Below are 23,956 nucleotides of genomic sequence, written 5' to 3' on the forward strand. Positions count from 1 at the left end.
ATACCCATGAATTAAAAAAAGGAAGCCACACGACAGGCAGCTTCCTTTTTCAATAGGATACGAATATTTTCAAGCTTAGAAAGCGTAGTCCAAACTTAATCCGAACACCTTGTTGGTGCGGCTATACACATTCTGCCCAGGAAGTCCCGTGCCGCAGTAGTTGTCCATCTTCTTGGTATAATCGTGGTAAGTTGTCCACATATATCCCACGTTCAAAGCCATTTTTTCGCTCAACATCACTTTAGCACCAAAGCCCAGCGAATAAGAATCGCAGGAGAAACTAACATCACTTTGGAAATTATCAGACAAACCATAATCTGTAATTTGAGCGCCACCGCTAATGGTCAATCTCTTGACAACATCCCACTCTATACCAAACAGATACTCATTCGTACCTCTTTCCAGTTCCTTCTGCTTTCCACCGGCCATTCCCGCCTTCTTATCATCGAAGAAGTGATACTCAACAGAAGCCTTCAACATGGGCAAAAACCGATAAGAAGCTGCCACCGAAAGCATGGAAGGAATATCGTTCGGCGTATTTACACCATGCTTATAAGGGCCAACCAAACCTTCCGCACTGTCGGGATAATCCAACTTCTTGGTATTGTTTTCGATGTTCAAGTTCGTCTTAAACTCATATTTAGCTCCGAAATTGAATTTACCATATTTGACATCGACACCCAAAACCGGTGTCAACCCCCAACCTGTCTGGTCGCAATCCAAAGCCAGGTTCATTAAATCCGCTCCACCAAAATTCTGTTTTAATTTTGCATCCAGATACCCGTCATAGTTTCCTGAGAAATAGTTCATCCGGCCACCGGCAAAGGCAGAAAGCCAATCCGTGATCTTGTATGATAGGCCAAGTTGTAGGGAATAAATATACTGTTTTCCGTCCATCGCACTGTTAATAGTATACATATCCGGCGTGACGATGGGACTTTGACCGCCAGTCTTTATATATTTCGCTACACTTTCCTTGAAGATACCGGCCATAGCAGCCGATTCGAACATTGGCAGACCATCGTCAAACGAAGCCTTACCACCTCCACCCGTAATGGCAAAGAAACCGGAGATCGTCCAATCACCTTTTTTGTAAGCCGCAAAAACACTCGGAATCACGGGAGCGGCTGCCTTTCCTTTGTAATACTTTTTATAGGGAACGTCGCTCACTGTCGGCACCTTATTCACTGGGTCGAAACCATTGTATGTACTGAAAGAGGCATCGATATCCCGGGTCTGGAAAGCACTTTGGATACTCACACCAACGCGGAAACCGTCTGTCGGCAAAAAAGAAAGACCCGCCGGGTTTGACAAAGCGCCGTCTATATCAATTGCAGCACCTCGCGAAAGTGACCTTAAAAAGGCTGCATGCTGATTCGTATTCGTCAAATATCCTCCAGCGAAAGAAACCAAAGGCATCATCATCAATGCCGCACCTAATACTACTTTTTTCTTCATGTTTTACTTTTCTTGATTACAAAACGGTCGCAAAGATAAATACTTTTTTCAAACACTGCACACTTTTAATAAAAATGTGCCGCACAAAACAGCAAATACTGTGCAAACATATAAGACTAATTAACAATAGAAGAGCCGCAAAGGTAGTAACGTGAAATCAGGTATTAGTTATAATCAAAAAGAATCATCCTAATCAGAAAAGGATATATACAGCAAGTACTAAAGAAGATATACTTACTTTACCCAAAAAGATATACTACAAGTGCCAAGTAAGTATAACTTCTATTTTTCCGAAATAAATCGTATATTTGTCTCTATAACTTAATTCTTTAAACCGTATAGATAAAATGAAAAGACTAGCATTACTCGCAGCTCTCTTACTGCCGCTATCCATGGTTTTCGCCCAACAGAACGTAGGATTCAAGACCGATAAGGTAGAACCTCTCGTGATCAACCCAGACAATAGCGTTACTTTCTATGTAGAAGCCCCAAAGGCGAAGTCCGTCTCCGTAAAAGGAGACTGGGAAGCCAACGAGGGCAATGGCCAGATGACGAAAGGGAAAAACGGTACATGGAGCTATACGACTCCCCCACTGCCATCCGAAATGTACACCTATCGTTTAAACATAGATGGTATTTACAACATCGCCCCAAACAACCCATTCTCTTGCCGTGACGTAGGCACCTTGTTCAGCCTGTTCTATATCAACGGGGGAAATGGGGATTATTATCAAGTACGTGACGTGCCCCATGGCGATGTAACGACCACGTGGTATCACTCGGATATCCTCGGGAGCGAACGTAGGCTTAGCGTTTATACACCTCCTTTTTACGATAAGAACATCCAGTCTTATCCCGTTCTGTACCTGTTACATGGCAGTGGCGGCGACGAGAACGCTTGGCTGGAGCTTGGCCGTACCGCCCGTATCATGGATAACTTGATTGCCGAAGGCAAGATACAGCCAATGCTTGTCGTTATGCCAAACGGCAATCCCAGTAAACAGGCCGCTCCCGGCGAAACGCCCGATAACCTGAATTACAAGCCGGCCATGAGCAACAGCTTCCCCGGTTATAAGGATGGCTCGTACGAGAAGAGTTTCACCGAGATCATTCATTTCATCGATAACCGTTACCGTACGATCCCGGATAAGCGACACCGAGCCATAGCCGGACTTTCGATGGGTGGTTTCCATACATTATATATATCATTGAATTATCCGGACTATTTTAACTATATAGGACTTTTCTCCGCTGGGCTCAGCGCAAATGGTGTAGACCCCAATAGCCCGATGTACACGAACCTCGACGAGAAGTTAGGAAACCTCAAGAGATCCGGTTATCAATTGTTCTGGATCGGTATCGGAAAGGACGATTTCCTGTACGACGCGAACCAGCAATTCCGCCAGCGAATGGATAGCCTAGGTATGAAATACCAGTACGTAGAATCCACCCGAGGGCATATCTGGGCCAATTGGCGGGCTTATCTCCTCCAATTCGCTCCTATGCTTTTCAAATAAAAGACATGAGCAGATGAATCATAATATACCGCAATACGACTTCTATAAACACAAATACGGCGATGAGCTACTTATCGACGTCGTTCCCTTGAACACGATCAAGAAGTATCTCAAGGAACAACCCGTACATATATTGACGTATTACGATATAACATTGATCACTAGCGGGGAGGGAGAATTCCTTATCGATCATCAAGCGAACCGGGTAAAGCCTCAAGATATCATCTTTACCCGGCCCGGCGAAATACGCAAATGGGACGATAAAACGATACAAGACGGATTCGCTCTTATCTTTGAGGAAGAGTTCCTGCTCTCTTTTTTCAATGATCCGGCATTTCTCCGGAACCTCTCTTATTTCCATACGGAAAGACGGTCTTCCAAGCTCAGTCTCGACAAGAAAGCCTATGCCCGCATCTCCGAGTTGATCTCGGAGATCGATAAAGAGATCAAGAACTATCAGTCGAAAGACAAACACTTACTCCGGGCCTTGTTGTACGAGACATTAATGTTGCTCAACAGGTTATATTCTAACTCGAACGCTTTACCACCAGACACAAACACCCGATCTAAAAGCATCTATGTAGACCGATTTATCGAGTTAGTAAACCATTCCTTCAAGCAAGATCATTCCATCCGGAGCTATGCCGATCAGCTTTGCATCACCCCGAACTACCTGAATGAGATCGTGAAAAACGCTACGGGCATCAACGCTAAACAATACATCCTAAACAAAATACTAATCGAGAGCAAACGGCTATTGACTTATACAGACTTGCCTATATCCGCCATAACGGAAGCTCTAGGTTACGAGGATCCATCCTATTTCATCCGTCTATTTCGTTCCCAAACAAACATGACCCCGCTAAACTATCGCAGGAATACAAAACCGTAAAAAGTACTATTTCCTCCTTTATACGTATTATACGAACTCCATTCGGTATGTCTAATTTTGCCTCTATCAATAAATAAAGCATCATGAGACAATACAAATCATGGATAGCGGCTCTCATATTAGGAAGCACGTTATCCGCTAACGCACAACAAAAGAATATGGAGAACAAAACATTAAACGAGAACATCCCGGAGATGATCATCTCCCTTGAAAAAGAGGCTCTAGCCTCGACCGACCCGATGGCATTCGTAGAGCTTTCAGACACCGACGTGATTTACTTCGATCCTTCCCTAGAGACGAAAATAGAGGGATTGGAACAACTGCGCACTTATTATAAAGGTATGCAACTTCCTCCGGCAGATCATTTCGACATGATCCGCCCGGTCGTACAAGTCGCACAAAACATAGCGGTACTCACCTTCAACCTTGATAGCTACTTATCCGACAAGGTAATAAAATGGAACTGCACCGAGGTTTACAGACGCAACCCCGACAACCAATGGAAGATCATACAAACCCACTGGTCTTACGTGAAACCGCTAGATTAAAGTTAAAACATTTGCCGCTTTCTGAACCAAAACGGTTCGTAAAATGTATTATATAGACTATTCACTAAACACAAATTATATGATACGGAATTTACTGAAAGCGGCAAATGCGCTTACATTTAGCACGATGTTCCTGTTACTCCTCGCCGGATGCAACAAGAACACGATTATTTTTGAGGATGGAACAACCCCGAACGGCTCTTCGGGAAACGAGGACCCGGGAAACAGCACGTTGGTGACCTTCAACGCCTCCGTGGAGGGCCGGAACCTATTACGTTCCATGTCTCCCATGAATAAAGGGATACAAAGCAGGGTTTATGTCTTCGACAGCAGCGCAGGAACCAAGGGAAGCCCCGAGGCGTCAGGCCTTTACATAACCTCATCTCCCGGGGTGTTAACAGGAAGTGACGGATATAAAATGTTTCTCTCCAATGGCACTTATAATTTCTACGCCGTATCCGACAATTTCTCCACGATCCCCCCGACATTCACGAGTGGCGTATCCGAACCCCTCTTCAACGGTATCGATTATCTTTGGTGGAGCGCCATACAACAGGATGTTAATAGCTCCCAAATCAATATACCGATTGTTTATGGGCATGTGGCTACCCAAGTCGTAGTAGAATTAACCGGCGGTGAAGGTATCACGATCAACCAACTGGTCTCCGCCATGATCACTCCTCCCGTGGTTGGGGCTACCATGGATCTGGGCACAGGTGTCATCACTCCTGCTACCGCCTTCGGAAAAGCGGATAAGATGGGGATAAACGGATTAACAGCCCAATATATCATGTTGCCGATAAGACATACGGCTCCCATGACTCTCACGCTGGAAATATCCGCCGACAATGAAAACAGTACCCGCACCTATACCACCCAGATCCCTCTTCCGGATGGCGAGTTGAAAGCGGGAAACTCTTATTTATTTAAAGCGGTAATCAACGGTAATTCGGTCACTTTGGCCAGTGTCAACGTAAAAGACTGGACAGATGTGGACGAGACAGGAAAGCCCCTTTATCCGACCCAGAATTAAAGCCCGGTTCCTATTTTCCGTATCAATGAATATTGGTACGGAAAATATGCCTATATTTACCCTGTCACCTCTAAAAACAATACGAATATGATTGAGATTCCCGAATCCGCCACCATTGGCAAACAGGCTAGCGAAACGCTAAAGGGTAAACGGATAGCGCATGTTATCGAGTCGAACAGTCCTCACCGCTTCACGTTCTATAATGGCGATCCGGCGGAATACTCCAATAGGCTGGTAGGACGAACGGTCCTAGGCGCCCAAGGCTATGGCGCATTCGTGGACATCTTTATGGACGCAGATACCCACCTCTTAATCGGAGACGGAACCAATATGCGTTATTATACCTCCGCAGAAAAGGCCCCGAAGAAATATCAGCTTATGATCGTATTCGAGGACGATTCGTTCCTAGCTTTCACGGTTTCGATGTATGGTTCCATCTACGCTTTCAAAGGCGAGTTTGACAATCCCTATTACCAAGGTAGCATCCATAAGCTATGTCCGTTGGACGAGAGATTCGATAAAACCTATTTTATCAGTCTCATCGGGAATCTCAAGAAAGATATATCCGCAAAGGCGTTACTCGCCACCGAGCAACGTATTCCGGGCCTGGGCAACGGAGTCTGCCAAGATATCTTGTTCAATGCCCGGATCTCCCCGAAACGAAAAATATCGACTTTATCAGAAGAGGATATAGACCGCCTCTTCAACACCGTGAAATCCACGCTGGAAGAGATGACTCGCCGAGGAGGCCGGGATACGGAGAAGGATCTATACGGCGCCTTAGGCAATTACCGCACGATCCTATCGAAGAACACCTACCATGACCCTTGCCCCGTCTGTGGCGAACGGATACAGAAAGAGGCTTACCTCGGAGGCAGCATTTACTATTGCCCGCATTGCCAGCCTAGTGCGGCAAATTAATAATAGATCCGCATAAGCAGGGATCGGAATACGTCCTATCGCAATGATACATAATATATTTATCTCCACCAGATAAAATATTACTCTATCAAACAAGCATCACCCAAATTAAATTCATACTTTTGTCTGATTGAATATTATATACTAATTAAGCAATGCAAACGACAGCGAAGAAATGTAACCATGGGGCTAATATACGCCGGTGGAGAGAATGGCGTAATGTAAATCAAGACGTTCTTGCGGAAGAAATAGGAGTATCGCAGGCGACCCTCTCTGGCTATGAGAAAAAAGAGACGTTGGAACAGGAGATCTTGGATAAGATCGCCGTAGCCTTGAACATTCCGGTGGAAGCCATTACGGAACTTGATAACGCTGCGTCTATTAATATTGTCTCTAGCACCTTATATGATAAAGCAGGTTCAATATTTAATAATCCGACATTCAATCCGATCGATAAAGTTATCGAACTATACAACGAGAAAAACGCCTTATATGAGCGAATGCTAAAAGAGAAAGACAGCGTAATCGAATTACTGAAGGAAATAGTAAAGGACAAGATGTAAGATTTGTCCCAGCAAATCGCAGCTAATATATATAATTTGTCGCCTTGTTGTAGAGACGTAGCGTGCTGCGTCTCATCCCCTCGGAATGGAAACTTTAAGATTCTATCAGGATAGTGGGATATATAGCATATGTCTCTACAACGGTAGGGACTCAAAAGATAAGTAATACGCTCAAATTGACAATATGACAATATGTAATCTGAAGCCCCGGAGAATCGTTTTTTCCGGGCAAAGGTACATGCTGTTACCAAATACGAGAAAAAATATCAGCAATCAATTGTATTATAGCACTTTGCTTAAATATACCCTTTCATTCTAGCGAGATTAATTCATCCTATCTCCTATTTATGCAGGAGAAAGGTGCTTTTCATACGGATGCATCGTCCATTCCTATAGGTTGCGTACCCAATTCCTACCGTATGTATCGCCAAACACATACGGTAGCGTTGCCTAACACTGGCTTTCGCGTTACCTAATCCCATTACTTTCGTCTCCCAACAGAGATATTCATGCAAAAAAACAGGGTAAAATGGATAATTTGAACATAAAGCACTCCCTATTTCTTCTATTCGCAAAAAGGCCCTGTCATCATAATCCCGGATTTTCAAACAAAACGTCAAGGTTATCGCATTTTCGCTTACAACATCATTGAAGCCAACCGCAAAACAGATTGCCGCCCCCTGCTTTTGCGAGTGTTTTACAAACATAGAGTTTTGCAGGTGAGCCGTCATTCTTGATAAGTGAGGAAAAAGAAAAAGCCCTGTAATTTTTAAATTACAGAGCTTTACTTTATTTTGCTTTCTTTGAAAGCGGTCCGGACGGGACTCGAACCCGCGACCCCATGCGTGACAGGCATGTATTCTAACCAGCTGAACTACCGAACCATTTTATAATCAATAATAATTTTGAAAAAGAGGCGGTCCGGACGGGACTCGAACCCGCGACCCCATGCGTGACAGGCATGTATTCTAACCAGCTGAACTACCGAACCTCTTTTCTTTTATCGCTATCTCTCTCGATTGCGGTGCAAAGGTAAGTATTATTTTTAAATCTGCAATAGCTGACGCAAAAAAATATCATATTTGATAGTAAAAATATCTGGAGAGACCTCAGAAGCTACATAATTATGCCGCCCCTATCCCCTTCCCGATCACACCAGTTTATCACAAATACATTTCATTTTGGAACTTTTCAATCGCCATTCATAATTATGTAATGATAATTTGTTACTTTTGCGACTCAATATAAATGCTTAACAACAATGGACGTTGCCATTATTAAATATAATGCCGGAAACATCTACTCGGTAGATTACGCTTTGAAGCGGTTGGGCGTTACCCCGATCATCACGGCTGATCCGGAATTATTAAATAAAGCGGATAAGGTTATCTTTCCCGGAGTAGGTGAAGCTTTCACGACCATGGAGTATTTAAGGGAGCATAAATTGGATCAGGTGATCTTGAACCTAAAGCAACCGGTACTCGGGATATGCCTCGGCATGCAATTGATGTGCATGCGTTCAGAGGAGGGAAACGCGGATTGCTTGGGGATCTTCCCTACGGAAGTGAAACGTTTCATTCCGCGAAAGCATGAGGACAAGGTTCCTCACATGGGTTGGAATACTTTGACAAACGTTAAAAGCGGCCTATTCAATGAGCGATTGGAGAACAAATTTGTTTACTTCGTACATAGTTATTATGTACCTGTAAATGAATATACGGCGGCTACGACCGATTACATCCTTCCGTTCAGCGCCGCTTTACATAAGGACAACTTCTACGCGACACAGTTCCATCCGGAAAAAAGTGGATCGGTAGGAGAGGTTATATTGAAAAACTTTTTAAAGATATGATTGAGCTTATTCCCGCTATAGATATAATAGATGGCAAATGCGTCCGGTTGACGCAAGGAGATTACGCGACCAAGAAGGTTTACAACGAAGATCCTCTGGAGGTGGCCAAGATGTTCGAGGGTAACGGCATCCGGCGTTTGCATGTGGTAGATTTGGATGGAGCCCGTGAAGGACGCATCATCAACTACCGTATCCTTGAGCGGATAGCGACCCGGACTTCCTTGATCATTGATTTCGGAGGGGGCTTGAAACAAGAGGATGATCTGGAGATCGCCTTCGAAAGCGGCGCCCAGATGGTAACCGGAGGCAGTATCGCCGTGAAGAACCCGGAAATGTTCACCTCTTGGATCAGCAAGTTCGGTAGCGAGAAAATCATATTAGGGGCCGATGCCAAAGAAAAGAAGATCGCCATCAGCGGTTGGGAGGAAACGACCAGCCAAGAGTTGGTTCCTTTTATCAAAGGATATTACGACAAGGGGATTACCAAGGTGATCTGCACGGATATCGCACGGGATGGTATGCTGCAAGGCCCGGCTATCGATTTATATAAAGAGATACGGGACGAGATCCCCTTCCTTTATATCATAGCGAGCGGTGGCGTAAGCTCGATCGAGGATATTGAGAAATTATCTGAGGCTGGGATTCCCGCTGTCATTTTCGGCAAGGCCATTTATGAGGGGAAGATCCAGTTGAAAGATTTACTTCGTTTTACTTGAAATAATAAAATAGATATATGCTAGCCAAGAGAATTGTTCCCTGTCTGGATATAAAGGATGGAAAGACCGTAAAAGGCATCAACTTCGTGAACTTTCGCGACGCTGGAGACCCCGTGGAGTTGGGCGCCCAGTACAGCCGTGAAGGGGCCGACGAATTAGTGTACTTGGATATTACCGCCTCACACGAGGGGCGAAAGACTTTCACCGAGTTGGTAAAACAAGTGGCGGCCCATATCAGCATCCCTTTTACCGTGGGTGGAGGTATCAACGAATTGAAGGACGTGGATCGTTTGCTTAGCGCTGGCGCCGATAAGGTCTCGATCAACTCGGCGGCTTTACGTAACCCGGCATTAATCGAGGAGATCGCCAAGAACTTTGGTAGTCAGGTATGCGTAGTCGCTATCGACGCTAATTTTGAGAACAATGACTGGCTATGCTATCTAAACGGAGGGCGTGTCCCGACGGATAAGTATTTGTTTCAATGGGCCTCGGAAGCGGAAAGCCGTGGCGCCGGCGAGATCCTTTTCACCAGTATGACGCACGATGGCGTAAAAGACGGATACGCGAACGACGCTCTGGCTACCTTGGCCGATACGTTGCATATCCCGGTTATCGCCTCCGGTGGAGCGGGAAAGATGGAACATTTCCGGGATACGTTTTCCAACGGGAAAGCGGGCGCGGCTTTAGCGGCCAGCGTTTTCCATTTCGGCGAGATACGGATTAGCGACTTGAAGCAATACCTCAAGGACGAGGGGATCAATGTAAGGATATAACACATTATATATAAAGATGAAATTAGATTTCGAGAAAATGGGCGGATTAATACCCGCTATCGTACAAGACAACAACACGAGTAAGGTATTAATGTTGGGCTTCATGAATCAAGAAGCTTATGATGAGACAGTAAGTACGGGTAAGGTTACATTCTTTAGCCGCACGAAAAACCGTTTGTGGATGAAGGGAGAGAGTAGCGGAAATACGTTGCAGGTAGTTAGCATCACGGCGGATTGCGACAACGATACATTATTGATCAAGGCGATTCCAGCCGGACCGGTTTGTCATACGGGAGCGGATACTTGTTTCGGCGAGAAGAACGTAGAGGATATCATGTTCTTGAAATACTTGCAGAACTTCATCGAGCGTCGCCGTCAAGAAATGCCGGAAGGTTCCTATACGACTACCTTATTCCAGAAAGGCGTGAATCGCATGGCCCAGAAAGTCGGCGAAGAAGCGGTAGAGACCGTTATCGAGGCGACCAACGGAACCGAGGACGGCTTCATCTATGAGGCATCCGACTTGGTTTACCACTTAATCGTATTATTGACAAGCAAGGGACTTCGTCTGGAAGACCTCGCCCGTGAATTAAAGAAAAGACATAAAGGTTGATAAATTCTATGGAAGAAGATATTCTACTCAAATTAGAGAACGTGGAGATATGCCGTGAGGAAAACAGGGTATTACACGACGCATGCCTCACGCTTCGTAACGGAGAGTTCGTATATGTGATCGGGAAGGTAGGCTCCGGTAAAAGCAGCCTGCTCAAGTCCTTGTATTGCGAGATACCGATCTTGCGAGGCGAGGCACGTATCATGGATTACAACCTCACCAAGATGAAGCGGAAGGATATCCCTTATTTGCGTAGGAAACTAGGTATCGTCTTCCAAGATTTCCAATTGTTGACCGACCGTTCCGTCTCCAAGAATCTGGAATTCGTGCTGAAAGCCACCGGATGGAAAAAGAAAAGCGAGATCAAGGAACGGATAGACAACGTGCTCCGTCAGGTAGGCATGCAAGACAAAGGCTATAAAATGCCGCATGAGCTATCCGGCGGGGAACAACAACGTATCGTTATTGCCCGTGCCCTTCTGAACAACCCCAAGTTGATACTGGCGGATGAGCCGACCGGCAACTTGGACCCGGAGACGAGCGGACAAATCGTACAACTCTTACACGACATCTGCCAGCAGGGAACGGCGGTGATTATGACCACTCATAACTATACGATCGTGCATAATTATCCTGCCCGCATAGTAAAATGCGAGAATGCCTGTCTAAGTGATGTCAGAGAATAATTTTTTTGTAACTTTGCGGTCGCATTCGATTGAAAAAGAAAACAATTTAATATAGAACAAAAGAAGATGAAAGTTTTAAAGTTTGGCGGTACTTCTGTGGGATCTGCACAGAGAATGAAAGATGTAGCGAAACTGATCACGGGAGACCGTAAGATCGTTGTATTGTCAGCCATGTCGGGTACAACCAACTCGTTAGTCGAGATTTCCGACTACCTGTACAAAAAGAACCCAGACGGAGCGAATGAGATCATCAACAAGCTTGCCATGAAATATATGGGCCATGTTGAGGAACTATACAGCACCGAGGAATATAAACAGAAGGCCAAAGAACTGATAAAATCTCATTTCGAATATATCCGTACGTTCACGAAGGATCTGTTTACCTTGTTCGAGGAAAAGGTTGTCTTGGCACAAGGAGAGTTGATCTCTACGGGTATGATGAATCTTTATTTGAACGAATGCGGCGTGAAATCCGTATTGATCCCGGCTTTGGATTATATGCGTACGGATAAGAACGCGGAACCGGACCCTGTCTATATCAAAGAGAAATTGGTGAAATTACTCGCTGATAATAAGGATGCTGATCTATACATCACACAAGGTTATATCTGCCGCAACGCTTACGGCGAGATCGATAACCTACAACGAGGTGGTAGCGACTATAGCGCATCCTTAATCGGCGCGGCTATCGGTGCGGAAGAGATCCAGATCTGGACAGACATCGACGGTATGCACAATAACGACCCTCGTATCGTACAGGGAACGTCTCCAGTCCGTCAATTGCATTTCGAGGAAGCTGCCGAATTAGCTTATTTCGGAGCCAAGATCCTTCACCCGACTTGTATATTGCCGGCTAAATTGAACAACATCCCGGTTCGTTTGTTAAATACGATGCAGCCGGACGCTCCGGGTACATTGATCTCAAACGCTATCGAAAAAGGTAAGATCAAAGCGGTCGCCGCCAAAGACAATATTACCTCTATCAAGATCAAGAGCGGACGTATGTTGCTAGCTACAGGTTTCTTGCGTAAGGTATTCGAGACTTTCGAGAACTACCAGACTCCGATCGACATGGTTACGACTTCCGAAGTGGGTGTCTCCGTTACGATCGATAACCGCAAGCATCTGGAAGAGATCGTTGACGATTTGAAGAAGTACGGAACCGTGACCGTAGACGAGGATATGGTTATCGTTTGCGTGGTTGGCGACCTAGAATGGGATAACATCGGCTTCGAGGCTCGTATCGTACAAGCTATGAAGGATGTCCCGGTCCGTATGATCTCCTACGGAGGAAGCAACTACAACGTCTCCTTGCTGATCAAGGCCTCGGACAAGCAGAGAGCGCTGCAAGCTCTAAGCGATCATTTATTTAACAACAAATAAAAACAAACGAGGGCGGCCTTTTACAGACTGCCCTTATTTATCTTTATATAATTTCGTATAATATGCTCAAAGGAACATTTCCTGTAGAAAAGTTCAAGCAGCTTTCTACGCCTTTTTATTATTATGATGTCAAGCTATTGCAAGACACATTAGACGTAGTAAAAACCGAATCCGGGAAATATGGTTACCACGTGCATTATGCCGTGAAAGCGAATGCCAATCCCCGTATCCTTTCCATCATAGCGGCAAACGGCCTTGGCGCAGACTGCGTAAGTGGCGGCGAGGTACAGGCAGCTTTAGATGCCGGTTTTCCTGCCGATAAGATTGTCTTTGCCGGTGTTGGCAAAGCGGATTGGGAGATCAACCTAGGACTGGACAATGATATTTTCTGCTTTAACGTGGAATCTGCCGTTGAGCTGGGAATCATCAATGAGCTGGCGGCCGCTAAAAATAAAGTAGCCTCTATCGCCCTTCGTATCAACCCGGAAGTGGATGCCCATACGCATGCCAAGATCACGACGGGTATGAAAGAGAATAAATTCGGTATCAACCTTAGCCAATTAGGAGGTGTACTGGATAAATTAAAGGAGATGAAGAATGTGAAGTTGATCGGTATCCATAGCCATATCGGTTCACAGATCACGGATATGTCTAGCTTCCGCAATTTGGTAATTCGTTTCAACGAGATACAGGAAGAACTGGAAGCTCATGGGGTTACAGTGGAGAACCTAAACTTCGGAGGTGGATTAGGTATCGATTACTATCACCCGAATCATTTATCGATCCCGGCTTTCGATAACTATTTCGCGGCCATTCATAAACTGCTTCAAGTACGTCCGGGTCAACAGGTACATTTTGAGCCGGGACGTTCGATCGTCGCTCAATGCGGAACATTAATCTCTAAGGTATTATATGTCAAGGAAGGAGAGACGAAGAAATTCGCTATCCTTGATGCAGGTTTCACGGAATTGATCCGCCCGGCGATGTACGACGCTTATCACCGTATCGAGAACATCAGCAGCGATGAGGCAGTAGAGACTTACGATGTAGTGGGCCCTATCTGTGAGTCATCGGATGTATTCGGTAAGGATGTAGAGTTGAATAAGGCTCATCGTGGCGACTTGATCGCCCTTCGTTCCGCCGGCGCTTATGGCGAGGTCATGGCCTCCCAATACAACTGCCGCCATTTACCGAAAGCCTATTATTCCGATACGATATAATAAAGAGGTAATAGCGCTTCGCTACTATACCAATATACCCATGCGAATACGTTTTAGGTATCGCATTGGTATATTGTCGTTTTAGCACATTGACATTTAATACATTGGTACATTATTATGTTTCTACTCAATACTACAGAGCTTTTCCTTTTGGGGATCTCTTTGATAGGGTTCGTTATCTTATCTCTTTATTATCTGATCGCTTATGCCCGCCTTTTACGTGCGTCAAGACGAACGGATGATACCTTAGAGGAAGGTAATAAACTCCCCGTATCCATCATCATATACGCTAAAAATGATTCTGAGAACCTCAAGAAACACCTTCCAGCGTTACTTACACAAGATTACCCTGAATATCAGGTAGTCGTTATCAACGATGGCTCAAGCGACGATACTGACGATACGCTAAAGTTCTTTCAAAATGAGTATAAACATTTGTATCATACTTACGTCCCCTCGGACGCTCGCTACCTAAGCCGCCGTAAACTGGCGTTTACCCTAGGCGCGAAAGCGGCCAAATACGATATTCTTCTATTCACGGAGGCGAATTGCCAACCGCTCAACGATCAATGGTTATCCGCCATGGTTGGTGGATACACACCCGAGACCAGTATTATCTTGGGCTACTGCAAATACAGCAACTACAAGGGATTCTTTCATAAGTTGATCGCCTATGATAACTTATTGACGGGTTTACGTTATCTATCTTCCGCCCTCTCCCATCACCCATATACCGGAAACGGACGAAATTTATCTTATCGGAAAGAGTTATTCTTCAAGCATAAAGGTTACTACCAATCCTTGAACTTGCATGCGGGAGACGATGACTTATTCATCAACGAAGCCTCGACCAAGGAGAATACGAAAGTAATTTATACTCCGGACAGCCTAACGGAAATGGATCAAATCGAACGTTTTGGAATCTGGAAAGAGATGAAGGTTTCCCGTGCCGCCACTCAACGGTATTACAAAGGAAGCGCCTTGACATTCTATCATCTCGAATCCACTTGTTTCTACCTTTTCCAAGCATCGGTTATCGCTACGGTAGTGATCGGATTACAGGGCAACTGGCTAATCTCCTTGATCGCCGTATTATTATATTTGATACGTTTTATAATCAAGGCAATCGTTTTCGGCAAATCAGCTCGAATGCTTCAACAAAGCCCTACTATCGGTTGGTTATTCCTGTTGGAGTTTATTCAACCCATATTCAATGGATATGTCCGTATTTACCGGCTTTTCAGAAGTAGGAAGGATTATACGTTCCGGTTGGAGAATTAATAATGATGAGCACTCTCATAGGATATCTCTTCTTCCGCCACTTTGGGAAGTTCTTCCTCCTCTAATAGCGGGTAGGCTGGGGTAAACTTCGCATGATAGGTAGATTCCACATACGTCTTTTCCAATAAACGGACGACATTTTCTAAAGTAGCTTGCCGTTCTTTGGGTTTAAGCTGGCATTCCCAAATCACCATCGTATTCCAGCCCATCGCTCGTAATTCCTCACGTACACGGGCATCCCGGGCTTTATTCCGGTTTAGTTTCTCGGTCCACCACTCTACCCGGGTACGGGGAGGACGAAATTCAGGGCAACCCTCGTGCCCATGCCAGAAACAGCCGTTCACGAAGATAGCGGTCTTATATTTACGCAATACGATATCAGGGGTACCGGGAAGGCGCTTTACATTCACACGAAAGCGAAAGCCACAATGGAACAGGTATTTACGGACTATAATCTCGGGCTTTGTATTCTTGCCCTTAATCATAGACATGATATAGCTACGCTTTTCTTTAGAGATAAGATCTGTCATATCAATCCGGCAAAACTAGAACGTATGCCAAAGATACGGCTTTTATTCAAAACGGATACTCTTGGCCGGATCAATCTTCGTAATCAAATAGGAAGGTCCTAACATCATCAACATGGAGGCGACCAATGTCCCTATATTCAAAAGGAACAGTGAAAATAGGCTCAGATCGATAGGCACGGCATCCAAATAATAAATAGAAGGATCTAATTGGATAATGTGGAAATGAGATTGAAGCAAACAAAGAGAGATACCGATGATATTCCCCCACAACATTCCTTTGCCGATCAAGAAGAAAGAGACATACAAGAAGATCTTGCGAATACTGTTATTATTTTGTCCCAAGGCTTTTAGGATTCCGATCATATTGGTACGCTCTAAGATTATGATCAATAATCCGGAGATCATGGTAAACCCTGCGACGGAAAGCATCAGCGCCAAGATAACCACCACATTGATGTCCAGCACATCCAGCCAATTAAAGATCATCGGGTTCAACTCCTTGATCGAGCGGGCGTAGAACGTATTGCCATTTCGGTCTTGCCGTTCCGTCAGATCGAAATAAACATCCTCGGCCACTTGGTCCAAACGATCATAGTCATCCACTTGCAACTCCAGTCCGCTTACTTGATCTTTATCCCAACCGTTCAAGCGGCGTATCTGCTTAATATCAGCGATTACGAACATCTTGTCATAATCAAGGAAACCCGTCTCATAAATCCCCGTGATCGTGAACTTACGGGCACGCACGTCATCTTGCACAAAATAAGTCAGGAAAGAATCCCCTACCTTTAGTCCTAGCAGATCTGATAAATACTTGGAAATAATAACATCTGTAGAGTTCTTATCCGGTTGGATCGTAAAGATCTCGCCTTCTTTTAAATTATCCTTGAAGAAAGTCCAGTCATAATCCGTGTCCACCCCTTTCAAGACAATTCCTTGAAAATCTTGGTCAGTCTTCAAGATGCCTAGCTTCGTCGCAAATTTCTCGACATGGCGAATACCGGGGAATGCATCGAGCGCATTCAATAAAGTATCGCTAACCGCTATCGGCTGCGACTCATAGGAAGAATTACTATCGAAATTCGTGATCTGGATATGCGAGCCGAAACCGATCACTTTGTTCCGGACCTCTTTCTTAAAGCCTATCACGATCGCCACCGAAAGAATCATCACCGCCAATCCCAAGGCGATCCCGATCATGGCAATACGAACAGCGGGAGGAGTAACCTCTCGATCCCCCTCCTTGCTGAAATGTATCTTTTTGGCGATAAATAGCTCTAAATTCATTTATAACATTCTTCCCGGATAAGCTTCCAGCGCCTTTGATAACACCGTCAAAGCTTTCGCCAAATCTTCCTTTTTCAAGACATAGGCCATACGAACCTCATTCTTACCAAGTCCCGGTGTCGTGTAGAAACCCGACGCCGGTGCCATCATGACCGTCTGACCCTCGTATTCGAACTCTTCCAGACACCAAGCGCAGAACTTATCGGCATCATCCACCGGAAGTTTAGCCACCGTATAGAAAGCGCCCATCGGTATGGGAGAATAAACGCCGGGAATACGGTTCAAGCCATCGATCAAGCATTTACGCCGTTCCACATACTCGTCATAAGTCTCACGGGCATACTCCTCGGAAGCATCCAAAGAAGCCTCGGCCGCGATCTGTCCGATCAAAGGCGGGCTTAAACGAGCTTGGCAGAACTTCATGACGGCACTACGCACTTCGGCATTTTTCGTAATCAACGCACCGATACGGATACCGCATTCCGAATAGCGTTTTGAGACAGAATCGATCAATACCACGTTCTGCTCGATACCTTCCAGATGACAAGCCGAGATATACGGGGAACCGGTATAGATAAACTCCCGGTATACCTCATCCGAGAAAAGATAAAGATCATATTTCTTTACGATATCCCGGATTTGATTCATCTCACGACGCGTATACAAATAACCCGTAGGATTGTTCGGGTTACAGATCAGGATCGCTTTAGTACGCTCATTGATCAACTCCTCGAATTTTTCCACTTTCGGAAGAGAAAATCCTTCCTCTATCGTAGTCGTCACTGTCCGGATCACGGCTCCTGCCGAGATAGCGAATGCCATATAATTGGCATAAGCAGGTTCCGGTACAATAATCTCATCACCCGGATTCAAGCAACTCAAGAAGGCAAACAAAACAGCCTCCGAACCACCGGTAGTGATGATAATATCGTCAGCCGTAAGATTAATATCATACTTTTTATAATATCCAACCAACTTCTCGCGATAACTGCGATATCCCTGACTAGGGCTATATTCCAACACCGTACGATCGACATTACGGATCGCATCAAGTGCCGCTCGCGGAGTGGGAAGGTCGGGCTGACCGATATTCAGGTGATACACATGAACTCCTCTCTGTTTGGCAGCATCGGCCAATGGAGCCAGCTTCCGGATCGGGGAAGCGGGCATTTCGACTCCTCTTTGTGAGATGTTGGGCATTATTATTCTATATTTATTCGTTTTTATGATGCAAAGATAGGCATTTTAGTTGACAGTTGACACCAAATTCAAGCCGTTTATGACTTGAACCGCATCACGCTCTTTACAGTCATCGACTCATCATTGGCAGTGAGGTAAGTAACCGAATAGTCCTTACCTCCCTCCTCGACATTGACAATCACATGACCGGCATCAAACGACGAGGGGTTAAGTATATCAAGCCACGGCTGTCCGGCATCCTCGGCACGACGTTCTGCAGGGAACACGGTAGGACACACGATGCGCTCGCCGGGATAAAGATTCCGGTTATAAAAACGCTCCATGACCGAAGGCAGTGTATGAAGCTGATCCCACACGTTGTTGACAACAACACGCGGACGCAACGCAGCCACGAGCTTATCAGTCATTGACTTGTGTCCGTGGTGATTGATTTTCGCCACACTCACCGGCTCAACCACGTCGGCTATCGCATCCTCTATCTCGAATCTCTTTCCATTAGGCAACTCCCAGCCATCAGAGAAGTCTCCCGCCGTATAGAATTTGAAATCGCCGTAGGTAAAGATCATGCCCAGGCTCATTCCGTTTTCACTGAACTTAACCGGATTGGATTTCTTGCGCTCCGCATAGAGGTCACGTATATTCCCCTCCTTATCGGCAATGCGGCCGTTGGCACAGATATTTCTTACCGAGAATCCCGGATATGCCGTAGCGTCTTTCTTCATGGCGATCTGGTTGGTTTCGCCAAGACAGAACTTCTCAATCTCCATCTTCTTATGAGCCAACATATAGTCGTAAAAATCCTTCATGTGCTCAAAAGCATCGGCTGCCTCCTGGGTCAAAGGAAGAGGATCGTTGTAGTCGGGCCAGCAACGGTCAAAAGCCTTGCCAAACGTAAGGTACTCGGCAGCCTGAGAGAATCCACTTAGGTAGTAATCCTTACCATCCCTCGTCTCCTTACGAGCGTAGAATTTATTGTTGCCACCGTGATCTGAATGATAGTGCGTCAACATCATATAATCAACATAATCCTTCTGAGGGTTCACTCTCCGGACATAGCGTGAGATCCACTCCCCGGCATGCCGATCGGGATTGGGAAGCACCGGCACAGCCAATTTACCGCGCCCAACCGCATTATGATCACCACAATCAAGCAGCATCGTTGTACCGTCGGGGAAAATCAAGAACATCGATTCCGACACCCCGGTATAAATCAGATGAATCTGGAACTGCCCCTTTTTCCATCCTTTCCATGCTTTTCCTACTTCAGCATCCTTAGCGCCCCACGCCAAAGCCTCCCTGAAATCCATCAAACAAGCAGCGCTCACAAGCGTAGCATTCTTCAAAAAACCTCTTCTATCCATCATTCAAAACCGATATTAATATTAGCCTACCCACAAATATACGGAATAATTCTTAATTCTATTAAATACCCGGCCGAGGCGAATCCTTGCTAGCGTGCATCGTAGAAACAAAGGCATTCGGATCGATCTCTTTCACCTCATCTTTCAAGCGGGGCATATCTTTTCGTTCAGCGATCGTGAATATAATCTCAGTCTCATTTCCCTGATACATTCCCTTACCGTGAATAAAAGTACCCCTCATACCCATTTTATCGACTATCAAGGTCTTCAACTCCTGTGTCTTACGAGAGACAATGAAGACGGCACGGTTCGGATTCTCCGTCTGGAACATCTCCACGATTTTTCCATATACGAAAATAGTAAACCAAGAATACAAAGGTACCGCCCAATCCTTAAATACGATCAAGCCCAACAATACGACCGCGGAATCCAATACGATGATCATATTGCTGACCTTCAAGTTGGAGTCGTTAGCTATTACACGCGCCAGCACATCCGTACCGGCACTTGTACTTTGCGCCCGGAAAATACAAGTCACACCCAATCCTAAAATAGCTCCACCGTAAAAGGCGGCGATAAAGGCATCGTTCTCCACCAATGGATCGGTAAGGAAATAAGATAATGAGTCGGTAAATATAGAGATCAGCAAGAAAGTAACGATCGTCTTCGGGCCGGAAGACAATCCGATCTTTTTCATCGCCAAAATCATCAACGGGATATTGAAGCAAAGCGCCGTCGCACCCATCGGCAAACCATCCGGGAAGAACGGGAACAAATCTTTCGTCACATAGTGGATTACGATAGAGATACCATACACACCTCCCGGTACGATTTTGTAAGGCGCTAGGAAAAGCACGTAACTAAGTGCCTGCAAAAATGAACCTACCACGATTAAGGAGTAGTCCATTACATTTCTCTTCAAAGTAGCATTAGAAGGGACTAAAAGTTGTTGTGTTGTCATGACTCGAATTAAGCGTTATTTGTAAAACGCCGCAAACTTACACAATCTTCTTCGATTTATACGCGAGCCTTAAAAAAAAGTATCCCCACTATTTACCTTTTGACAGGAAATAGTGGGGGACACACTCTTATATAGTATAAATTACTTACTTGCGTTATCCGCTAAGTACACTTCCGGGAACGTATTAATACCCAGCGTACGGTTGTTATTGTTCGTGATGTTCAATAAAGTAACATACTTACGATATTGATCCGGGCTCAAAGCCTTCTTCATCAACTTCAAGTTACCGTAAACCGCTTGATACATTTTCTTATCCTGCAATTTAGCGCTAGCTTTTACGCTCGCATTCTGCATCTCGATGAAATATTCGTTGATGTTAGCTACCTCGTCCAACTGGCTCGGAGTCAATTGCAAATAGTTCGCTAACTTCTCTGTACTTACCACAAACGGTTCTCTACTCAAACTCGGTTTCTGAGCGAAGCTCATTGTCGCACACATCAATAAGGCTGCGACTGCCATTCCAAAACGTTTCATAATACCTAAAAACCTTAAATTGTTAAACCTAAACAAAAACCTTAAAAACACATAGCCCAATCACATTGGCTTAATTACTTCTCAGCCAAATAGCTGTCCAAAAGCGGATTAGAAACCTTATCTTCCTGATTAGCGCGAGTCACATTAATCAACGCTACATATTTACGATATTGATCTTTAGTCAATGCACGTTTCATCAGTTTCAAATTACACAACAATGCGTTGCGAGTTTCTTCCGGTCTTGCGTTATTGCAAAGCGCTTCCGCAGACAGGGGTTGACCTAATTGATTCTCAAAGTAAGTATTAATCTCTGACACCTCAGCGATCTGGTTTGCGTCAAGCTGCAAATATCTGCTTAGCTTATCGAAACTCATACTCTTTGAATCACTAACCTTTTGAGCGAAGCTCATTGTCGCTACCATCATTAAAGCGACTACCATCATACCTAAACGTCTCATAATACCTAAAATTTAAACCTAAACTAAGACCTTAACTAATAAATGCGGCGTTTCCGCATCTTCTATCTTTCTCTTTTTGTTACTGCAAATATAACAGTATGTTTTATAACATTGTTCTTCAATACGGTTAATTTTTGCAAACAATTGACGTTATTGATATATATCAAGGCATATAGCAATCATTTTGTAACACATATTACGATAAACACTATCTATTTCATCATAGACACCGTTTATAAACAAACAAAAGCCTAGATATATTCTTATACAAGCCTAGCTGTATTCTTATACGATACCGTATCTATTCTATAATCTCCGTCGTGGATTATACAAACCACAGCGTGGTCTATAAAAACCACGACATGATCTATACAGACCACGACGTGGTTTATAGAATAGATACAGTCACAAGATACTTTTTATGCAATAGCTTGATACTTTACATCTATCCTTTACTTATTTATCGGCTAGATAAACATCGGGGAAGGAAAGCCCGCTCGTCATCCGGTTATTATTGTTCGTTACGTTGATCAAAGCCACGTATTTCCGATATTGATCGGTGCTTAACGCCTTTTTCATCAACTTTAAGTTGCCAAATACGGCTTGCCGCATCCGTTTATCCCGCATTTTATGGCTTCCCCTCAAGCCCTCGCTTTGCTTTTTCCTAAAATAATCGTTGATCATCCCTACCTCATTAATCTGGCTAGGACGTAATTCCAGATAGCTTACCAATTGGCCCACATTGACTACAAACGGTTCTTTATGTAAGCTCGATTCCTGCGCAAAACTCATTGTCACACTTACCAACAAGGCTGACATAGCCATTACTAAACGTTTCATACTACCTATTCCTTTCATTTGTTAAACCTTAAAAACCTATTTCTCTGTGATCTTTGATACAAATATAGGGTGAGGTTTCCCGCTAGAAAAGGAAGAATCGACGAAGTACGCCGTAGGTTTAGACGAAACCGGGAATCAAGCGGATCAAGAAATCAGCTTATTCCTCTCGTACGAGGCTTTTACCAAGCGGATATAGACGAATAAGGAAAGAAGGCAACAAACCGCCCCGACTCCGTAGGCGGTAGCCAGATTGGTATGGGTAGCGATAAAGCCGGCGGACAGCATCCCGATCCCCATCCCGAAATCGAAAGAGGTCAAGTAGGTAGAAGTGGCCGTACCGCGCATATGGTGCGGAGCGACATTCACGAAAAGACATTGAAAAGCCGGTACACTCACGCCAAAACCGATACCGATCGCCAAGGCGCAAGCGAAAAAGACAAATGATGTATGTACGGTAGCGAACACGGAAAACGAGATCGCTAAAGAGACCAAGGATACGATGGACACGACATGGATCTTGCCATGGTCCACCAACCGTCCGGAAATCAAACGGGCCGTCCCTACACCGATCGCCATACATATAAAGAAATAGCCTGGGTTCGGCACCTCGATCTCTTTACCATATAATACCACGAACGAGAGCAACATCCCATAAGGTATAGCGACCAGCAAATAGGCCAAGGCCGCAGGAAGCGCTTTTACCAAGATAAAACGATCCAACGAGAAGGCCGGACGAGGCACTTTCTCCCGTTTCGGATAACAGATCAGCCCGACGGAGCCGATCCCGACCAATGCGATCACCAAAGCGACCCCTATGATCCAGAAGAAACCATGCCGATCGTACAGCCCGACCGCCACCAAAGGAGCCAAAGACATGGCGAGATTGATCGTCAATCCGTAAAAGCCCATGCCCTCTCCTCTTCGCTTGGAAGGGATCACGTCTATCGTAATCGTATTGCCAGAGACTGAGGTCAGTCCCATAAACCCGCCTTGGATGAAACGAACCGCCATGATCGTATAGACTGTCATAGCAAACCAATAACCGGCAAACAAACAGGCGAATATCGTGAAGGCGAATACATATAACGGTTTGCGGGAGAAACAATCCACCAGATATCCCGAGAACGGGCGCACGCACAGCAACCCGATCGTATAGCTAGACAAGACCATCCCCACCTCGGACGTGCTGATGCCCAACTCTTCCACCAGATAGACCGGCATAGTAGGCATCAACATATAAAAGGCGAAATTCATCAAGAAGTAAGAGATACAACATTGGACGAAATTCCGGTTCCAAAGTACAGGTTTAGTCTCGCTCATTCCTCTTTA

24 protein-coding genes and 2 tRNA genes are annotated in these 23,956 nt (G+C 44.9%); 14 read left to right on the plus strand and 12 right to left on the minus strand.

From position 1 onward, the window contains the following. Window positions 1-75 precede the first annotated feature (75 nt). A complete protein-coding gene (locus tag BDI_RS10035) occupies window positions 76-1,458 on the minus strand; it encodes an OmpP1/FadL family transporter (protein ID WP_011966656.1) in 1,383 nt (460 codons plus the stop codon). 347 nt (window positions 1,459-1,805) lie between these two features. Here BDI_RS10035 and BDI_RS10040 point away from each other — a divergent pair, with 347 nt between their 5' ends. From BDI_RS10040 to BDI_RS10065, 6 genes are all read left to right on the plus strand, one after another. Further along, window positions 1,806-2,975 carry an esterase gene (locus BDI_RS10040; protein ID WP_011966657.1) on the plus strand — a complete coding sequence of 390 codons (1,170 nt, stop codon included), beginning with the start codon at window positions 1,806-1,808 and terminating at the stop codon, window positions 2,973-2,975. Between the two features lie 13 nt (window positions 2,976-2,988). Continuing rightward, window positions 2,989-3,867: an AraC family transcriptional regulator gene (locus BDI_RS10045; protein WP_011966658.1), complete on the plus strand. Its 879-nt coding sequence runs from the start codon at window positions 2,989-2,991 to the stop codon at window positions 3,865-3,867. A gap of 83 nt (window positions 3,868-3,950) precedes the next feature. Next, a complete protein-coding gene (locus BDI_RS10050; RefSeq protein WP_005864625.1) occupies window positions 3,951-4,415 on the plus strand; it encodes a YybH family protein in 465 nt (154 codons plus the stop codon). 43 nt (window positions 4,416-4,458) lie between these two features. Continuing rightward, complete coding sequence (locus BDI_RS10055) at window positions 4,459-5,448, plus strand: fimbrillin family protein (protein WP_005864624.1); 990 nt, start codon at window positions 4,459-4,461, stop codon at window positions 5,446-5,448. An 87-nt stretch (window positions 5,449-5,535) separates the two neighbouring features. Beyond that, window positions 5,536-6,369: a DNA-formamidopyrimidine glycosylase family protein gene (locus BDI_RS10060; RefSeq protein WP_011966659.1), complete on the plus strand. Its 834-nt coding sequence runs from the start codon at window positions 5,536-5,538 to the stop codon at window positions 6,367-6,369. Window positions 6,370-6,524: 155 nt separating this feature from the next. Then, on the plus strand, window positions 6,525-6,932 hold the full coding sequence (locus BDI_RS10065; protein WP_005854563.1) for a helix-turn-helix domain-containing protein: 408 nt from the start codon (window positions 6,525-6,527) through the stop codon (window positions 6,930-6,932). 810 nt (window positions 6,933-7,742) lie between these two features. Here the strand turns inward: BDI_RS10065 and BDI_RS10075 are convergent. Together BDI_RS10075 and BDI_RS10080 are read right to left on the minus strand one after the other, a co-directional pair. Further along, window positions 7,743-7,816, minus strand: a tRNA-Asp gene (locus BDI_RS10075). Between the two features lie 33 nt (window positions 7,817-7,849). Next, window positions 7,850-7,923: transfer RNA gene (locus tag BDI_RS10080), tRNA-Asp, on the minus strand. A 270-nt stretch (window positions 7,924-8,193) separates the two neighbouring features. On the opposite strand from BDI_RS10080, the gene hisH reads away from it, so the two are divergent. The 8 genes from hisH to BDI_RS10120 all read left to right on the plus strand — a co-directional run bounded on the left by hisH (window position 8,194) and on the right by BDI_RS10120 (window position 15,456). Continuing rightward, complete coding sequence (gene hisH, locus BDI_RS10085; RefSeq protein WP_005854561.1) at window positions 8,194-8,784, plus strand: imidazole glycerol phosphate synthase subunit HisH; 591 nt, start codon at window positions 8,194-8,196, stop codon at window positions 8,782-8,784. Beyond that, window positions 8,781-9,500, plus strand: a complete 720-nt coding sequence (hisA, locus tag BDI_RS10090; protein ID WP_009275764.1) for a 1-(5-phosphoribosyl)-5-[(5-phosphoribosylamino)methylideneamino]imidazole-4-carboxamide isomerase — start codon at window positions 8,781-8,783, stop codon at window positions 9,498-9,500. The genes hisH and hisA overlap by 4 nt, the downstream gene beginning before the upstream one ends. A 17-nt stretch (window positions 9,501-9,517) precedes the next feature. Then, window positions 9,518-10,273 carry an imidazole glycerol phosphate synthase subunit HisF gene (gene hisF / locus BDI_RS10095; protein ID WP_009275763.1) on the plus strand — a complete coding sequence of 252 codons (756 nt, stop codon included), beginning with the start codon at window positions 9,518-9,520 and terminating at the stop codon, window positions 10,271-10,273. A 16-nt stretch (window positions 10,274-10,289) separates the two neighbouring features. Further along, entirely contained in the window at window positions 10,290-10,886 is a 597-nt protein-coding gene (gene hisIE, locus BDI_RS10100) for a bifunctional phosphoribosyl-AMP cyclohydrolase/phosphoribosyl-ATP diphosphatase HisIE (RefSeq protein WP_005854554.1), read from the plus strand. A gap of 8 nt (window positions 10,887-10,894) precedes the next feature. Then, window positions 10,895-11,572 carry a cell division ATP-binding protein FtsE gene (locus BDI_RS10105; protein ID WP_005854551.1) on the plus strand — a complete coding sequence of 226 codons (678 nt, stop codon included), beginning with the start codon at window positions 10,895-10,897 and terminating at the stop codon, window positions 11,570-11,572. 66 nt (window positions 11,573-11,638) lie between these two features. Then, the gene (locus BDI_RS10110) at window positions 11,639-12,955 is read left to right on the plus strand and encodes an aspartate kinase (protein WP_005854548.1); all 1,317 of its coding nucleotides are present in this window, start codon (window positions 11,639-11,641) and stop codon (window positions 12,953-12,955) included. Between the two features lie 62 nt (window positions 12,956-13,017). Continuing rightward, complete coding sequence (gene lysA / locus BDI_RS10115; protein WP_008780094.1) at window positions 13,018-14,175, plus strand: diaminopimelate decarboxylase; 1,158 nt, start codon at window positions 13,018-13,020, stop codon at window positions 14,173-14,175. 117 nt (window positions 14,176-14,292) lie between these two features. Beyond that, window positions 14,293-15,456: a glycosyltransferase gene (locus BDI_RS10120; protein WP_011966661.1), complete on the plus strand. Its 1,164-nt coding sequence runs from the start codon at window positions 14,293-14,295 to the stop codon at window positions 15,454-15,456. Here the strand turns inward: BDI_RS10120 and BDI_RS10125 are convergent. From BDI_RS10125 to BDI_RS10165, 9 genes are all read right to left on the minus strand, one after another. Then, on the minus strand, window positions 15,453-15,986 hold the full coding sequence (locus tag BDI_RS10125; RefSeq protein WP_008780092.1) for a very short patch repair endonuclease: 534 nt from the start codon (window positions 15,984-15,986) through the stop codon (window positions 15,453-15,455). The genes BDI_RS10120 and BDI_RS10125 overlap by 4 nt on opposite strands. A 42-nt stretch (window positions 15,987-16,028) precedes the next feature. Next, window positions 16,029-17,273 carry an ABC transporter permease gene (locus BDI_RS10130; protein WP_009018135.1) on the minus strand — a complete coding sequence of 415 codons (1,245 nt, stop codon included), beginning with the start codon at window positions 17,271-17,273 and terminating at the stop codon, window positions 16,029-16,031. Continuing rightward, the gene (locus tag BDI_RS10135; protein ID WP_005854538.1) at window positions 17,274-18,473 is read right to left on the minus strand and encodes a pyridoxal phosphate-dependent aminotransferase; all 1,200 of its coding nucleotides are present in this window, start codon (window positions 18,471-18,473) and stop codon (window positions 17,274-17,276) included. Window positions 18,474-18,550: 77 nt separating this feature from the next. After that, window positions 18,551-19,837 carry an MBL fold metallo-hydrolase gene (locus BDI_RS10140; RefSeq protein ID WP_008780091.1) on the minus strand — a complete coding sequence of 429 codons (1,287 nt, stop codon included), beginning with the start codon at window positions 19,835-19,837 and terminating at the stop codon, window positions 18,551-18,553. 58 nt (window positions 19,838-19,895) lie between these two features. Then, on the minus strand, window positions 19,896-20,795 hold the full coding sequence (locus BDI_RS10145) for a YitT family protein (RefSeq protein ID WP_005854534.1): 900 nt from the start codon (window positions 20,793-20,795) through the stop codon (window positions 19,896-19,898). Window positions 20,796-20,936: 141 nt separating this feature from the next. Further along, window positions 20,937-21,329 (minus strand): hypothetical protein, encoded by a 393-nt coding sequence (locus BDI_RS10150; RefSeq protein ID WP_011966662.1) that lies wholly within the window; start codon window positions 21,327-21,329, stop codon window positions 20,937-20,939. Window positions 21,330-21,403: 74 nt separating this feature from the next. Next, window positions 21,404-21,787 (minus strand): hypothetical protein, encoded by a 384-nt coding sequence (locus BDI_RS10155; protein WP_005854530.1) that lies wholly within the window; start codon window positions 21,785-21,787, stop codon window positions 21,404-21,406. Window positions 21,788-22,243: 456 nt separating this feature from the next. Continuing rightward, window positions 22,244-22,627: a hypothetical protein gene (locus BDI_RS10160; RefSeq protein ID WP_011966663.1), complete on the minus strand. Its 384-nt coding sequence runs from the start codon at window positions 22,625-22,627 to the stop codon at window positions 22,244-22,246. 144 nt (window positions 22,628-22,771) lie between these two features. Continuing rightward, window positions 22,772-23,947, minus strand: coding sequence for an MFS transporter (locus BDI_RS10165; RefSeq protein ID WP_011966664.1), 1,176 nt, complete (start codon window positions 23,945-23,947; stop codon window positions 22,772-22,774). Window positions 23,948-23,956 lie beyond the last annotated feature (9 nt).

Origin of the sequence: Parabacteroides distasonis ATCC 8503 (assembly GCF_000012845.1) — a bacterium.
Taxonomy (GTDB): Bacteria; Bacteroidota; Bacteroidia; order Bacteroidales; family Tannerellaceae; genus Parabacteroides; species Parabacteroides distasonis.